The sequence below is a fragment of the Collinsella sp. SGI.180 genome (genome assembly GCF_050313455.1).
Lineage (GTDB): Bacteria > Actinomycetota > Coriobacteriia > Coriobacteriales > Coriobacteriaceae > Collinsella.
This window is the reverse complement of record NZ_JBNPLL010000006.1, coordinates 94,750-109,049: the sequence shown is the minus strand read 5'-3', so window position 1 is coordinate 109,049 and position 14,300 is coordinate 94,750. Positions and strand designations below refer to the sequence as shown.

Sequence of the window (14,300 nt, the reverse complement as noted above, 5' to 3'; positions counted from 1 at the left end):
AAGAGTCTATTGGCGATGCTGCCAAGGTGGCTACCGAAGCCTAGCTGACCTCGACAATAGGAAAAATTGCCACCCCTGCAAAAAGCTTTGTCGCAGCGATGGGAAACACATCTTCTTCTGCATATAATGAGGTCATATGACGGTGCGTCTGCATACGAGCGACGCATTTCCATCGAACCGAAAAGGAGCTTTGCATGGATTCCAACAAGCGTCCCGACGACATGGTGCGTATCACCACTTCCGAACTTGCCCAGGTGTTCATCGATGAGCAGGTCGCTGCAATCCGCGAGCAGATCGGCGACAAGAAGGTCCTGCTGGCCCTTTCCGGTGGTGTCGACAGTTCGGTTGTCGCGGCCCTGCTCATCAAGGCCATCGGCAAGCAGCTTATCTGCGTGCACGTGAACCACGGCCTGATGCGTAAGGGCGAGAGCGAGCAAGTCGTCGACGTCTTCAAGAACCAGATGGACGCCAACCTGGTCTATGTGGACGCGACCGATCGCTTCTTGGATAAGCTCGTGGACGTCGAGGAGCCCGAGGCCAAGCGCAAAATCATCGGCGCCGAGTTCATTCGCGTGTTCGAGGAGGAGGCCCGCAAGGTTGGCGACGAGGTCAGCTTCCTCGCCCAGGGCACCATCTACCCCGACATCCTGGAGTCCCAGGATGGCGTGAAGGCCCACCACAACGTGGGTGGCCTGCCCGAGGACCTGCAGTTTGAGCTTTGCGAGCCCGTCAAGCTGCTGTACAAGGACGAGGTCCGCGTCGTGGGCCGCGAGCTCGGTCTGCCCGAGAACATGGTCGAGCGTCAGCCGTTCCCCGGTCCCGGCCTGGGCGTTCGCTGCCTTGGTGCCATCACCCGCGACCGTCTTGAGGCGCTGCGCGAAGCCGACGCCATCGTGCGCGAGGAGATCGACAAGGCAGGTCTGACCATCTGGCAGTACTTCGCCGTGGTGCCCGACTTCCGTGCCACCGGCGTGCGCGAGGGCAAGCGCGCCTACGACTGGCCCTGCATCATCCGCTGCATCAACACCGTCGACGTGATGACCGCCGAGGTACCTGAGCTCGACTGGGCACTGCTCAAGCGTATTACCGCTCGCGTCACAGCCGAGGTTCCCGGCATCTGCCGTGTGTGCTACGACCTCACGCCCAAGCCCGTCGGCACCGTTGAGTGGGAGTAAGCTTTTTGGGCTGCTTTGATCATAGTTCCATGAATGGGGAGGCCTCGCGCGATTGCGCGGGCCTTCTTTTTCGAAAAGGGCTGCCGTCGTGGTGTTGCCACTGTCCATCGTGCTTGTCATCGCCTCTGGTGTTGCTCCTGAGCAGGGCTGGTTTGCGACGAGAACTAGCAGGGCTTGTTGGCGGCACGAGCGAAGCAGGTTGTTTCGCATTGAGCGCGCCGGGCAGAAGAAGGCCATAATGGAGTGTGCGCACAATTTGTTTTAGAGGAGGATGCCGCATGGCAAAAGACGAACAAACAGGCTGGATTGTTGAGATGCTCATGGCCAGTGTGTCGGTGGCGCCCGCGGCTCTTTTGGAAGAGGTTATGGCAGATGAGCGCTGCGTGGCTTTTGGCCCCATCCACCATTTTATTGTGGGCGCGGTGCTGCTTGCGTGCTGGCGCAACGCCGAAGCATCTGGGGAGCGAGATGCGATGCTCAAAGACGATCTTGCCGATTTGATGTCTCGGTCGGATTGCGTGCCGGGGGCGACGTGTGCCCGTTGGGGCGTGTGCGGGGCAGCTGCGTCTGCGGGCATGGCATATGCAATCGTGCGCGGCAATGCGCCGCTGCGCAGTGAAGGCTGGCAGGAGGGGCAGCTTATGGTTTCGGAGCTGCTTGCCGCCATCGCGCGCTCGGGAAGCCCACGGTGCTGCAAGCGAGATGCGCGCGTGGCGATTCGTGAGGCCGTTTCGTTTTTTAATGCGCTCGGCGGACCACAGCTTAAAGCATGGGAGAAGACGCCAGCCTGCGATAGCTATGCGGCCAATACAGTGTGCATGGGCGAAAAGTGCCCGTATCATCCGTCCTTTATCATCCAATAGGGAACCGGGTGCCCCAATAAGGGTTGGGCAGATGTGATAAAATGACAGTTCCCTTGTAACATTATCGACGGTATGCGCGGGATGGCGCGCCACGCGGCGTGCCGTCCCGTTCGTTTTTTGGTGCGGTTTGTTACATTCCTCACTGGCGCCGGTAAAAAATGGGGATAGAGTAGGACAAACGCGTCGAATACGAACGGCGGGGGAGAGCGGGCAAGGTGCCTGCGCAGGAGAGGTTGCCGTCCATGCTGGAGCTCAAAGGAATTTGCAAAAGGTACGTTACGCAGTCGTTTACGCAGGTGGCGCTCGACAGCGTGAGCCTGTCTTTTCGGGATAACGAGTTCGTGGCCATTCTGGGGCCCTCGGGTTCGGGTAAGACCACGATGCTCAACGTTATCGGCGGACTCGACCACTTTGACTCGGGTGACCTGCTGATCGACGGTATTTCGACCAAGGACTTTCACGATCGCGATTGGGATGCCTATCGCAACAACCGCATCGGCTTTGTGTTCCAAAGCTATAACCTCATTCCGCATCAGACCATTTTGGAAAACGTGGAGCTGGCGCTTGCGCTCACGGGCGTGGGGCACGCCGAGCGCCGCCAGCGTGCGCGCAAGGCGCTCGAGGCCGTTGGTCTGGGCGAGCACGTGAACAAGCGCCCGAGTCAGCTTTCGGGTGGACAGATGCAGCGCGTGGCCATCGCCCGCGCCCTGATTAATGATCCCGAGATTGTGTTGGCAGACGAGCCGACCGGCGCTTTGGATTCCACAACGTCCGTGCAGGTCATGGACTTGCTCAAGGACGTCGCGCGCGACCGTCTGGTTATCATGGTCACGCATAATCCCGATTTGGCGTACGAGTACGCCACGCGCATCGTCAACCTGGCGGACGGCAAGATTACCGACGATTCTGATCCTTTCGATGTCGCTGACGCCACGCGCCGCGAGGCCAAGCCTACGCGCAAAACCTCGATGAGCTTTGTGACGGCGCTGGGGCTTTCTGCCCGAAACCTTATGACCAAGAAGGGCCGTACGGCCATGACGGCCTTTGCGGGCTCGATTGGCATTATTGGCATCGCGGCGATTTTGGCGCTGTCCAATGGCGTAAACGGCTACATCAAAAAGGTCGAGGAGGATACGCTTTCGAGCTACCCGCTTACCATTTCCAAGCAGGATTACGACCTGTCGTCCATGATGGGCGAACAGGGGGCCACGGATGACGATACGTCCAAGAACGAGGGTTCGTCCGACGACGGCACCGACGGCAAGGCTCAGGGAACCAAAAAGATTCCCGTGGTCACGGCCGTAAAGGATATGTTTGCAAGTGTTAAGTCCAACGATATGACGAGCTTTAAGGCATGGCTCGATGCCGGCGGCGACGGTATCGACAAAGAGGTCAACGCCATCCAGTACGGTTACGGCGTGACGCCGGTTGTCTATCGTGCCGGCAAGGGCGATGAGAAGCCTGTCCGGCTGGTGCCCAACGCTATGACCGAGGCCATGAGCGGTGGTGCGAGCTCGGCGGCAACGGTGAGCATGGAATCCATGGGGACCTCGGTCTTTAACGAGATGATCGACGACCAGAGTTTGCTCGACAGCCAGTACGATGTTGTCGCCGGCCATTGGCCTACGTCTGCTCACGAAGCCGTAATGGTGCTTTCGAGCCGTGGAACGGTGGGCGACTATACGCTTTACAGCATCGGTGCGCTGGATATCGATGAGCTCAACGACCTGGTGAACAGTGCCATGGCCGCCGACGGTAAGATTGAGACGCCTGAGAGCGGCGTCGACTTTACTTACGACGATGCGCTGTCCACGACGTTTAAGGTGTTGTCGCCGGCCGATGCTTATCGCAAAAACGAAGAGACCGGCATGTGGACTGACATGTCCGGCGACGCCGACTTTATGACGGCCAAGGTTGCCGACGGTATTGACGTGCACATTGTGGGCGTGGTGCGACCTAACGAGACGGCCAATGCGAGCGCGTTGTCTCCGGGCATTGCCTATACGCATGCGTTGACTCGCCAGCTTATGGAGCGCGCCGCCGATTCGCAGATCGTGCAAGAGCAACTTGCCCACCCCGAGACGGATGTCTTTACGGGCAAAACTTTCGACGAACTGCAAGGCGAGGCCAAGCAAGGCGTGGATCTGGGCAGTATGTTCAGCGTGGACGAGGCGGCGCTCAAGAGCGCGTTCTCGTTCGATGCGTCTGCACTCTCGGGTGCTGCCGGTGGCATGGATCTTTCGGGCATCGATTTGTCGGGCCTGGATATTGACCTTTCGGGCGTTGGCAAAGACATCGACTTAAGCGACATCATGGCCAAAGCGCCGACCCCCGATTTTTCGGGCATCTTTGACGGTCTGGAGCTCACGCCCGAGCAAATGCAACAGGTGGGAACGCTTGCCAACCAACTATTTGAGGGCTTTTTGCAGTCTGATCAGTTTAGGGCGCTGTCACCCGAAGATCTCAAAGACGCGTCAAAGCTTGCTGCCGCATTCTCGACGTATCTCGAGAACGATGTTGTGGCGCAGCAGTGCCTGGCACAGCTCAAGGCGCTCGGCGGCGATGCCCTGGCCGAGCGCCTGCAACAGGCGATGACCGACTATGTCCAAAAGCAGTTGGCTCCGTATCTGCAGCAGGCTATGGATCAGGTGATGAAGGCGATCGGCGAGCAGGTGGCAACGACCGTGTCGACCCAGCTTAAGGCCGGCGCGGCAGGGCTCATGGACCAGATGGTGACGCAGATGTCTTCGAGTTTTGCCAACCTGGCGAGCGCCATGCGCGTGGATGCGAGCGCCTTTGCTCGTGCCATCCACTTCAACATGGACGCCGAGGACCTGAGCTCGCTCATGATGAGCTATGCCAAGGCGTCGAAGCTCACCTACGACAACAATCTGACCACGTTGGGCTACGCGGATGAAGCGGATCCCATCTCGGTCAAGATTTTCCCGCGCGACTTTGAGGCCAAGGAGCGCGTACTCGACCATATCGATGCGTACAACAAGCAGGTCAAAGCCGCCGGCCACGACGAGCAGGCAATCTCGTACACCGACTACATGGGCATCATCATGGGCTCGGTGACCGACATCGTGAATACCATCAGCTTGGTGCTCATCGCGTTCGTGAGCATCAGCCTGGTCGTGAGCTCCATCATGATCGGCATCATCACCTACATCAGCGTGCTGGAGCGCAAAAAGGAGATTGGCATCCTGCGCGCGATCGGCGCGTCGAAGCGCAACGTGGCAAACGTGTTCAACGCCGAGACCTTTATCGAGGGCCTCATCGCCGGTGTCTTTGCCATTGTCGTTGTGGTGCTCGTGAGTTTTCCGGTTAATGCCTGGGCGCTTGCTGCTAAACAGGTACCCAATCTGATGAGCCTGCCCGTGCAGGATGCGCTGGCGCTCATTGCAATTTCGGTGCTGCTGACGGTCGTTGCCGGCCTGCTGCCGGCCCGCAGTGCATCCAAGAAAGACCCCGTAGAAGCCCTGCGCTCCGAATAATGTGACAAAGGGACTGTCCCTTTGTCACATTGAGTGACATGTAAATCGAGGTCTAATACTTTTCCCGAGAAGTGAACGAGTCAAAATGGACCCCCGAAGCATCGACACTTATTGAAGGCGGTTTCCTGCGGTTTTGCCAGCCAAATCCTGCGGGTTTGGCGTCTAAAAATGTCGATGCTTCAGGGGTCCAAATATAGCCGTTCACTTCTCGGGAAAAGTATTAGACCTTGAGATATAGACGGCGTTTGCGAGCGTCAATTAGAGCGTAAGTTGCTAGTCCTCCTTTGCGGAGAGCATGAGGCTAATTTCCGGATGGGTGTACTTGTCGAACTCTTCTTTGGGCTCGGTGTCAAAGGTGTAGTACGACTTGATAGATTCGTCCTCCGTCTTGATGCTGATTTCTTCATATAGGGATCCGGCTAAAATGCCTGTTTAAATTCATCCGACAGGCTGCATGGCGTGAGGAGGCCCGGTGTGGCAACGGAAATGTCCAACCCGTTAAGCGGGGCGCAGAGTGTCGCGATATCCTGCTCGGTGCAGGCGAGGTTGTCTGTAAGGCTTGCCTCGGGGTCGATCTGATTGGTGTAATCGACGTCCGCGAGCATGCCATCCGCATCGAAAGAAAGGTAGACATAGGCTGCTTGAGCGCCGAGGTCATTATCACGCAGATAGCCGATAATGCGGTAGCCGTAGTCGTGATGCGACTCGTATGGGTCGTCTGCCGCGACGCGTTTGCACACGGGTTCCAAGGCATCTTGCGCGGCGAGCACGCCGGCGACCTCCGCGGAGCGGTCTTTGTTGGTTTGGGCTACCGCAAGTCTGCTCTGCAGCTCCTTCCACTGTTTGCCCTGCATTCCAAAGCGCGGCGCAAGAGCGCAATAGCAAAAGATGACGAGTTCGATTGCGGTGAGTGCAATGGCGGTATATATGCCCGCGGGTTGGAATTCCTTTTGATGGAACGCGATATCGTTGATCATTTGGAGCGGCAACATCAACAGGCATGCTACGAACGACATGACGAGTGCGGTCGCTGCGATTTTGGGGTATGTGCAGCACCGCTGGATGCGTTTCTTTTCTTGCTCGGTGAGCGGCTGCATGGGGCCTCGACTCTCATTTTTTTCGGGGGCGATGCGCACACGTTCTTGAGTATAGATGAGCGGAGGGTGTCTGTTGTTCAGACATGGCGGTCAGCAGCGTGCTGTTGGTGATCGATTGATCGCGAACGTCCTCTTTTGGACAAGGAAAAAGTGGCGAGTGAGGGAGCTGCTGTGGGGCGGCCCTCCTTGCTGTTTGTGGGCGCCATTCACCTTGTTGCACAGGGATGGTCGGAGGGCTGGTTGACATCAAGTAACCGTCTCCGCCTTGTGGGCCGCCTCAAGGACAAGGCATAATGCATGTGACAAAGGGACAGTCCCTTTGCCGCATTGATCTGAGGGTAGATGTTGATGATTCTATCGTTGGCCCCCATGGAGGGGATTACCGGGCATGTGTTCCGTCGCGTGCATGCGGAGTGCTTTGGCGCGCTCGATTGTTATTACACGCCGTTTTTGCCGCCGCCGCGGGTGGGAAACCGTTTTGGCGGCAAGGCGTTTAAGGAGATCGATCCTGCCAATAACCAGGGACTTAACGTGGTGCCTCAGCTGATGTCTAAGAACGCGGACGAGTTTGTGTGGGCGGCACAGGTGCTCGCCGACATGGGCTACCGCGAGGTTAATCTCAACCTTGGCTGCCCCTCGGGTACGGTTGTTGCCAAGGGTAAAGGATCGGGCTTCTTGTGCAACCTCGATGAGCTCGAGGTGTTCTTGCTTGATGTGTGCGAGCGATCGCCCTTGCCGGTGTCGGTAAAAACCAGGCTGGGGCTGGAGAGCGACGACGAATACGAGCGCGTGCTCGACCTGTACTGTCGCATGCCGCTGGCAGAACTGATCGTGCATCCGCGCGTACAGAAGGATCGCTATACGGGCTCGCCGCGCAAAGAGTTTTATGGCGAGACGTTGAAGCGGGCACCGTTTCCGGTGGCATACAACGGCGATATTTTTGTTCTTGAGGACATGGAGGCGCTGGTGGAGGCCTATCCCGGTACACGCCATGTGATGCTGGGGCGTGGCTTGCTTGCGAACCCCGCGCTGGCTCGCATGGTCAAGGGCGGCCCTGCTGCCACGGCAGCCGAACTGCAGCGCTTCCACGACACGCTGTTTGCGGCATATGCAGAAGAGATTGGCGGCAACGCGGTTTTTCGCATGAAGGAGTGGTGGTTCTACGCTAAATGCGCCTTCGCCGAACCCGCTACCGTTCACAAGCTCGTACGCAAGACTAAAAAGGTCGACGAATACCGCGCCGCCGTCGATCGCGTCTTTCGCGAGCAGCCACTTGCGCCCATAGCCCGCTTCCACGGTTAGCTAGTCATTGGGGACGTTCTTTAACGGCTAGTCATTTAAGAACGTCCCCAATGACGATGTTGCAAAAGCTGTACATCAGCATCCAAAGATGTCGAAAAATGTCGACTTTGGATGCTGGTGTACATGTTTGGGTGTGGTGGGTAACTAGGCAATCATTGCATCAAGCGTGATGAGCTCCCTGAGTCGCTCCGTGCGTGTTTGCCCATGGCGCTTTGCTTTTGCGTCAAAGGCTTCAAGGACCGATTCACCTACACGTGCGGATAAAACAACGCTTGGCTCGTCAGAAATCGGCGGCCTTCCCAACTTGATGGTGCGACCCTTCGGCCACTCATCTTTTTCGTATGCCTCCGCGGCCTTTTCCAACTCTCCGGGGGCAAATCCGATCATCTTTTCGAGTTGCTTAGCGTCCATAGCGCCTCCTATCGATCGATCCCGATTTCCCTGAGCACCTTGCGCGTAGGAGGGACAAGGGCGTGGTAAATGATGTAGCCATCTCGATTGGGGCAATATCGAGCGATGAGCTCCATGAGACGGTTTCTTCCATCAAGTCCAACGAGAACGTAATCGATACCTCCGTTTTCAAGATCACGCCTGAACCATGCAAAAGCGGAGTTCCAGGCGCAGGTGATATCCGTCTCCGTCAGCCCGTGTTTGAGGGCGTGGGGGTGGATTGCGATGAGATCCATAAGGGCCTCTCTTTTTGTATACAGTTTTGTAGACAAAAATGCAAGCAGTTAATAGGCTTAAGCGGCTTGTTTTGATTGGACTTCTCGATGTAAAGCCGACGTCGGAGGCTCCACTACTCCTTCGCTTTCTAGCTCGGTATGTGAACGTCCGTTGAACTCCCAGAGTGGAGCGTCTTCATAGATTATCGAGAGGAGCTTGGAGACTTCGGCTGTTTTCTTGCGTTCGTAAAACTCGGGCCGTACGACAATCAATAAGAAAGCTGCGTCTTCGGTAATTTGCTGTGCTGTCGGCATACCGTTGAGTCCAACGGAACGCAAAAGCTTTGTCATGATGAAATCGAACTCATCTTCTCTTGCATGGAGATCGGATGCCTTAATCTCAGGGTCTCTCAGGACGTACTGCTTGAGTCGTTCGACAGATCGACTGCACTTTATATGCCCGCAGATGACTTCGTCATAGCTGAGCCTTTTGATTGGAAGACGTTCGTGACCGGCGAAGATGGCTGCCACTCTGATGCCAACGCGCCGTTCGCGCAGCGCGCGCATCTCACCGGTGTATTCGCTGCGTCGTTCATATTTTCGATAGGAGTATCCGTAGTCATCGTAGTAATAAGGGGCTTCATCGACAGCGACATCGAGCTCAGGCGCTATGAGATAGAGTTTTCCATCTCTGGATATGACGCAGGGATTGTCGATTAGACCCGATTCGTTCCTGATTTGCCAAATAGTTTCATTTATCTCAAATCTCGAGACTGGATTGGGGGCACAGGAGTTGTAGAGCTCAATAAGTTCATCGAGCGAAATGATTCCACAGACATCTGTGTAGGCGCGGGCGAAGCGCCGTACTTCTTGATTTGATTCAAGCGCACGGCGCTCCCAAGCATCCAAAACGTCCTGCGGACTTCGATAGCGGGCATGACGATCGATGCGCGATGCGCTCCAACGGTTATCAGCGGCAACGTTCATCAGATCCAAGCGCAGATCTTTGTCGGCGATGCGAGCGAGCGACTGATAGTGTTCTAGATCAAGCTCCGGTCGAAAACTCATGTCTTCCGGAACAGTTCGTGCGAGCTTTATGCAACGCTTGAGATAGGTCGTGCCCAGGCTTGGGCTAAAGTGCTGCTTGAGGTGGCAAGCGATGGGCGAGAGTAGGCCATTTAGATTGGAAATGGGGTATCCGGCAATCTCTTGCTCGAGACGGCGCCCGATGAGCAGAGCCCCTTCCGAAGAGGCCTCGTGGTCGGTGCCTTTCTGGCCGAGGTGTTTGGCCTCGACAATCCTGCTGATATCCGAGCAGGTGTTTGAAACAATGTTGGGTGAAAGGGTTGGTATCTTTTTGCCATAGCGACGCACTCCTGTGTGACTCACGGAAAAGAAACAGTCTGATTGTGAGTGCCGTTCTTTGATGGCGACGGCGAACAGGAGCGCAGCCTGTCTGAGATGGGTGAGTGCGGTAACCACCAATCTTACTTACCGAGCTCGCTCCAGCGTGTCATTGGGGACCTCCGCAGGAGCTCTCGACCAGTCTCATGCCTTGGGATGAGTATAACACAGAGAGCAAACATATGTTCTATAAAAATGAGAAACTGAATCCCTGCCTACTCATTTAAGTGCGTCCCCAATGAGTACTCGCACGCTAGAGCAGGTTCTCCTGTACCCATGCGATGATGTCGCTCGATTCGTAGAGTGGTTTGCCGTCGATGAACAGACAGGGAACCTGGCGTTTTCCGCCGACGGCGATAAGCGTCTGCTCGGCATCGGGGTCGGTCGAGATGTTGCGCTCAGGGATGGTCACACCGTTATCGGCAAGGAAACGCCTGACCTTCATGCAATACGGGCAGCCAGTCATAACGTACAGCGTGAGCTCATGTTTAGTAGCCATAGGTCTCCAATCGGTTGAGGTTTTGATTGAAATACCCAAAGCCGCCGCGGTCTATGCATGAGCTGACGACGACTCGATGGCCTGTACCAGAAACGCCGTGGCTCCGGTGCCGCAGGGCTTGTCGTAGTAGTCGATAAAGCGCTGGTCAGCAAGATAGCCGTGGGCGAGGCCCAGGTATGCTTCGTCTTGGGGCTTGTGCCCCCAGTTAAGGCCAATCCATCGACGGTGCATCGCGACAAGTTTGCGGGCCTCGCTTCCATCCGTATCGCCGTCGCCCATGGCAATCGAAAGCTGGCCCAGAATAGCGCGTTCAAGTTCCTTCATGTCGTTCCATGTCTCGGGGTCCATGTCCAGCAGTGCTTCGTTTGCTGCGTCGATCGCCTCGTCGCCATAGCGCGCCCGCGCCTCGGCACCGTAGCGCTTCTCGTTTTCCTGCACGGAGCGCCAGCGCTCCAGTTGCGGCAGGACGGCGCCCATGAGCGAGACGGCTTCGTCGAGCGACATGCCGGTGTTTTGCGCCAGCCGCGGGGCACAATCCTCGATCATCGCTTCCATGGTGGTGTCGTAGGTGTACTGGCCGTGGTCGTAGCACCACTTGCAGTAATGGTCGGTCGTGGCGCCCACAGCATCGGTGCCGCAGTCGTCGGGTGTGAGTATCATGCCGCAGCTCTGGCAATAGTGCTCGGGCATTTCGAGCAGGTGGGACAGCGGTTCTCCGGTTACGGAGGCAATGAGCTTCATCATGTCGATGCCCGGGGTGACTTCGCCGCGTTCCCAACGGCTGACGGCTTGGCGTGTGACGAAGAGCTTGGCGGCGAGCTGCTCTTGGGTAAGGTGATGGGCGCGGCGAATGGCAATGAGCTTTTCTGCAAAGGCCATAGCGACTCCTTTCTGCTGGTTGATGGCTTAAGCATACGCGGCGGCCAGCTTCCTTCCAAGCAACCGTTGGTTGCACGACGGGAGACCGCGGCGAAGAATTGCGCGCTGCACCCCACACCTCCATGCCGTACAATGACCGGCATGGAACCTATCGCACACATACATACCGACCTGCCGCAGAAGTTCGGCATTCCGCGCAACAGCTTCTTGGCGCTCCACCTGCAGGGACGCATCGTCTTTGAGCCGGAATTTGCCTCCAACGCAGCAGTTGAGGGTCTGGACTCCTTCTCTCACCTATGGCTGCTGTGGCGCTTCGAAAACGGAACGCCCGGCGGCACGGCTAAGGATATAGCTGCCGATGCCAAGACGCAGGACAGGTCCGGCACCAACGTCAAGTGGTCGAAGACTGTGCGCCCGCCGCGTCTGGGTGGAGCCGAGCGCGTGGGCGTGTATGCCACGCGGAGTCCGTTTCGCCCCAATCCCATCGGTCTTACCTGCGTCAAGCTCAGCCGCGTTGAGCGCACCGACGACGGCCCCATCATCCATGTACTGGGGGCCGACCTGCGTGACGGCACGCCCATCTACGACATTAAGCCCTACATCCCGTTTGCGGACTGCCACCCGGATGCGACCGGCGGCTGGATTGAGGATGCTCCGTGGCAAGAGCTCGATGTTGAGTTCCCGCAAGCGCTTCAAGACATGGTCCCGCCCGTAAAGCTCCCCGGCCTGGTCGAGGTTCTTCGCCAAGATCCGCGCCGCGCGGGCAGCAAGCACGAGCCAAACCGCGTTTACCACTTGGCTTACGCCGGACTCGACATATCGTTTACGGTTGACGGGGCCAGGTTGACGGTAACCGCCATCAACGACGCGCGAGACTAACCAGCCATTCGTCCACACCCGTCAAATTAAGCGCCAAACCCCATGCCAAAATCGCCTACGCTGGTGGACAATAACGCCTACCGAATCATTCCGCTCTGCACGGGGGCTCAGCATGAAATACGACTTCACTTCAATCATCGACCGTCACGGCATGGACTCCATCGCCGTTGACTCTTGGGGTGAGATCCCCGGTATGGCTCCGAACGCACCCGACGAGGGCTTCGACCGCATTCCCATGTGGGTGGCGGACATGAACTTCGCCACGGTGCCTACAGTCCAGGAGCACATCATTCAGCGCGCCCAGCACCCCATGTTTGGTTACTTCAATCCGCGTTCCGAGTACTTCGACCGCATCATCGAATGGCAGAGCCGCCGTAATGGCGTCGAGGGCCTGGCGCCTGAGCATATCGGCTACGAAAACGGCGTGCTGGGCGGTGTCGTGTCGACGCTGCGCGCGTATGTCCAGCCGGGCGATGCGGTGTTGGTCCACAGCCCCACCTACATCGGCTTCACCAAGTCCATCGAGGCCGCGGGCTATCGCATTGTCCACAGCCCGCTTCAGCTCGACGACCAGAGCGTGTGGCGCATGGACTTTGAGGACATGGAGCGCAAACTCGCCCAAAATCACATCCATGCCGCAGTGTTCTGCTCGCCGCACAATCCCTGCGGCCGCGTATGGGAGCGCGACGAGATCGAGCGCGCCATGGACATTTATCGCGAGCACGATTGCGTGGTGATCTCGGACGAGATTTGGTCCGATATCATTCTGCCGGGACACAAGCACATCCCGACGCAGTCGGTGAGCGAGGATGCCCGCATGCGCACGGTTGCCCTCTATGCGCCGAGCAAGACGTTTAACCTGGCGGGTCTGGTCGGCAGCTACCACATTGTCTACAACGAGACGCTGCGCGACCGCATGTGCGCTGTGTCTAACAAGACCCATTACAACGAGATGAATGTCCTTTCGATGCATGCGCTTATCGGTGCCTACCAACCGCAGGGCTACGAGTGGGCGGACGAACTCAACCAGGTGCTTGCCGACAATATCGAGTACTTCTGCGATTACGTGGACGAGCATTTTGAGGGTGTGTCCTATTCGCGTCCGCAGGGCACGTACATGGTGTTTCTGGACTGCACCGAGTGGTGCCGCGAGCATGGCCGTGATATTCAGTGGTTGCTCGACGAGGGGGCACGCGTGGGCGTGGGGTATCAGGATGGACGTCCGTTCCATGGCCCCTGCCACATTCGCGTGAATCTGGCGCTGCCGCTTTCGCGCGTAAGGGAAGCGTGCGACCGCCTAGACCGTTACGTTTTGGGGTATAGGGATCGCACGATTCAGGTACTGCGGCTTGCGCCCGCGTCGTCAACGTGCGTGGGCGCATAGGGCATAGAGGGTTGCGAGCGCGTTTTCCACGTTTGCTACTTTTCTTGAATTTGCTTGCCGCAAAGGTGTTCAACCGTAATTTCATACAGCTGGACGCCCCTGATACTTTGCTTGATCTCCTCTTCGACCTCTTCGGCAGAAGGATAGTACTTGAGGGCAAACTGTCGGACTTTGTCTTCGACAAACGCCGGGTCATCGTTCACGAGGCGGCAACGGCCAAAAACCACGGTGCTCTGAACATAGGGTGCCCAGTCGTCGTCTTTGTACCAATCGTTGCCATAGACGGTAAAGCAGACTTTGTCGCTGCGTTTGAGTGCATCGACCTTATGCCCCGCCTTGGCTCCATGAAAGTAAATTTTGTCGTGCTCGGGGTCAAAGTAGTAGTTAACGGGAATGGCGTAAGGATAGCCGTCGTCTCCGTTGACGGCAAAAATGCCGCGTTTGCAATTAACAAGTAGCTCTCGTGCCTCTTGATCGGTGATAGCACGCTTCTTTCTACGAAGAGGTCTAAACATCGTGGGTTTCCTTTCTTTCCGCGTGCTGCGTGCACGGCGGTGGGTGGTATGTCTATATCAAGATACTAGTTCAGGCTGCGAGGCCGACGGGAACATCCTATTTGTCGCAGATTGAAACGCACTTTTTGTTGTGGAAGGATT

The 14,300-nt window shown here is 57.2% G+C and carries 13 protein-coding genes; 6 read left to right on the top strand and 7 right to left on the bottom strand.

All coding sequences use genetic code 11. The annotated features are described in order from the left end of the window. Positions 1-194: 194 nt before the first annotated feature. From guaA to ACQRAP_RS04195, 3 genes are all read left to right on the top strand, one after another. Positions 195-1,175, top strand: a complete 981-nt coding sequence (guaA, locus tag ACQRAP_RS04205) for a glutamine-hydrolyzing GMP synthase (protein ID WP_427794284.1) — start codon at positions 195-197, stop codon at positions 1,173-1,175. A 278-nt stretch (positions 1,176-1,453) separates the two neighbouring features. After that, on the top strand, positions 1,454-2,038 hold the full coding sequence (locus ACQRAP_RS04200; RefSeq protein WP_427794975.1) for a DUF5714 domain-containing protein: 585 nt from the start codon (positions 1,454-1,456) through the stop codon (positions 2,036-2,038). Between the two features lie 242 nt (positions 2,039-2,280). Then, entirely contained in the window at positions 2,281-5,535 is a 3,255-nt protein-coding gene (locus ACQRAP_RS04195; protein ID WP_427728377.1) for an ATP-binding cassette domain-containing protein, read from the top strand. A 419-nt stretch (positions 5,536-5,954) separates the two neighbouring features. Here the strand turns inward: ACQRAP_RS04195 and ACQRAP_RS04190 are convergent, their stop codons facing one another. Further along, the gene (locus ACQRAP_RS04190; protein WP_427794974.1) at positions 5,955-6,671 is read right to left on the bottom strand and encodes a hypothetical protein; all 717 of its coding nucleotides are present in this window, start codon (positions 6,669-6,671) and stop codon (positions 5,955-5,957) included. Positions 6,672-6,980: 309 nt separating this feature from the next. Here ACQRAP_RS04190 and ACQRAP_RS04185 point away from each other — a divergent pair, with 309 nt between their 5' ends. Continuing rightward, positions 6,981-7,934 carry a tRNA dihydrouridine synthase gene (locus tag ACQRAP_RS04185; protein ID WP_427794973.1) on the top strand — a complete coding sequence of 318 codons (954 nt, stop codon included), beginning with the start codon at positions 6,981-6,983 and terminating at the stop codon, positions 7,932-7,934. A 144-nt stretch (positions 7,935-8,078) separates the two neighbouring features. Here the strand turns inward: ACQRAP_RS04185 and ACQRAP_RS04180 are convergent, their stop codons facing one another. From ACQRAP_RS04180 to ACQRAP_RS04160, 5 genes are all read right to left on the bottom strand, one after another. After that, positions 8,079-8,345 (bottom strand): ribbon-helix-helix protein, CopG family, encoded by a 267-nt coding sequence (locus tag ACQRAP_RS04180; RefSeq protein WP_195361954.1) that lies wholly within the window; start codon positions 8,343-8,345, stop codon positions 8,079-8,081. Between the two features lie 8 nt (positions 8,346-8,353). Beyond that, positions 8,354-8,620 carry a hypothetical protein gene (locus ACQRAP_RS04175; protein ID WP_427794972.1) on the bottom strand — a complete coding sequence of 89 codons (267 nt, stop codon included), beginning with the start codon at positions 8,618-8,620 and terminating at the stop codon, positions 8,354-8,356. Between the two features lie 57 nt (positions 8,621-8,677). Further along, positions 8,678-10,081: a hypothetical protein gene (locus ACQRAP_RS04170; RefSeq protein WP_427794971.1), complete on the bottom strand. Its 1,404-nt coding sequence runs from the start codon at positions 10,079-10,081 to the stop codon at positions 8,678-8,680. Positions 10,082-10,256: 175 nt separating this feature from the next. Beyond that, positions 10,257-10,502: a glutaredoxin family protein gene (locus ACQRAP_RS04165; RefSeq protein ID WP_427794969.1), complete on the bottom strand. Its 246-nt coding sequence runs from the start codon at positions 10,500-10,502 to the stop codon at positions 10,257-10,259. Positions 10,503-10,553: 51 nt separating this feature from the next. After that, entirely contained in the window at positions 10,554-11,381 is an 828-nt protein-coding gene (locus ACQRAP_RS04160; protein WP_427794968.1) for a TipAS antibiotic-recognition domain-containing protein, read from the bottom strand. A 141-nt stretch (positions 11,382-11,522) separates the two neighbouring features. On the opposite strand from ACQRAP_RS04160, the gene tsaA reads away from it, so the two are divergent. Together tsaA and ACQRAP_RS04150 are read left to right on the top strand one after the other, a co-directional pair. Next, positions 11,523-12,260, top strand: a complete 738-nt coding sequence (tsaA, locus tag ACQRAP_RS04155) for a tRNA (N6-threonylcarbamoyladenosine(37)-N6)-methyltransferase TrmO (protein WP_427794967.1) — start codon at positions 11,523-11,525, stop codon at positions 12,258-12,260. A gap of 112 nt (positions 12,261-12,372) precedes the next feature. Next, entirely contained in the window at positions 12,373-13,644 is a 1,272-nt protein-coding gene (locus ACQRAP_RS04150) for a MalY/PatB family protein (RefSeq protein WP_427794966.1), read from the top strand. Between the two features lie 35 nt (positions 13,645-13,679). On the opposite strand, the gene ACQRAP_RS04145 is transcribed toward ACQRAP_RS04150, so the two are convergent. Continuing rightward, positions 13,680-14,159 carry a pyridoxamine 5'-phosphate oxidase family protein gene (locus ACQRAP_RS04145; protein ID WP_154516961.1) on the bottom strand — a complete coding sequence of 160 codons (480 nt, stop codon included), beginning with the start codon at positions 14,157-14,159 and terminating at the stop codon, positions 13,680-13,682. Positions 14,160-14,300: the final 141 nt, after the last annotated feature.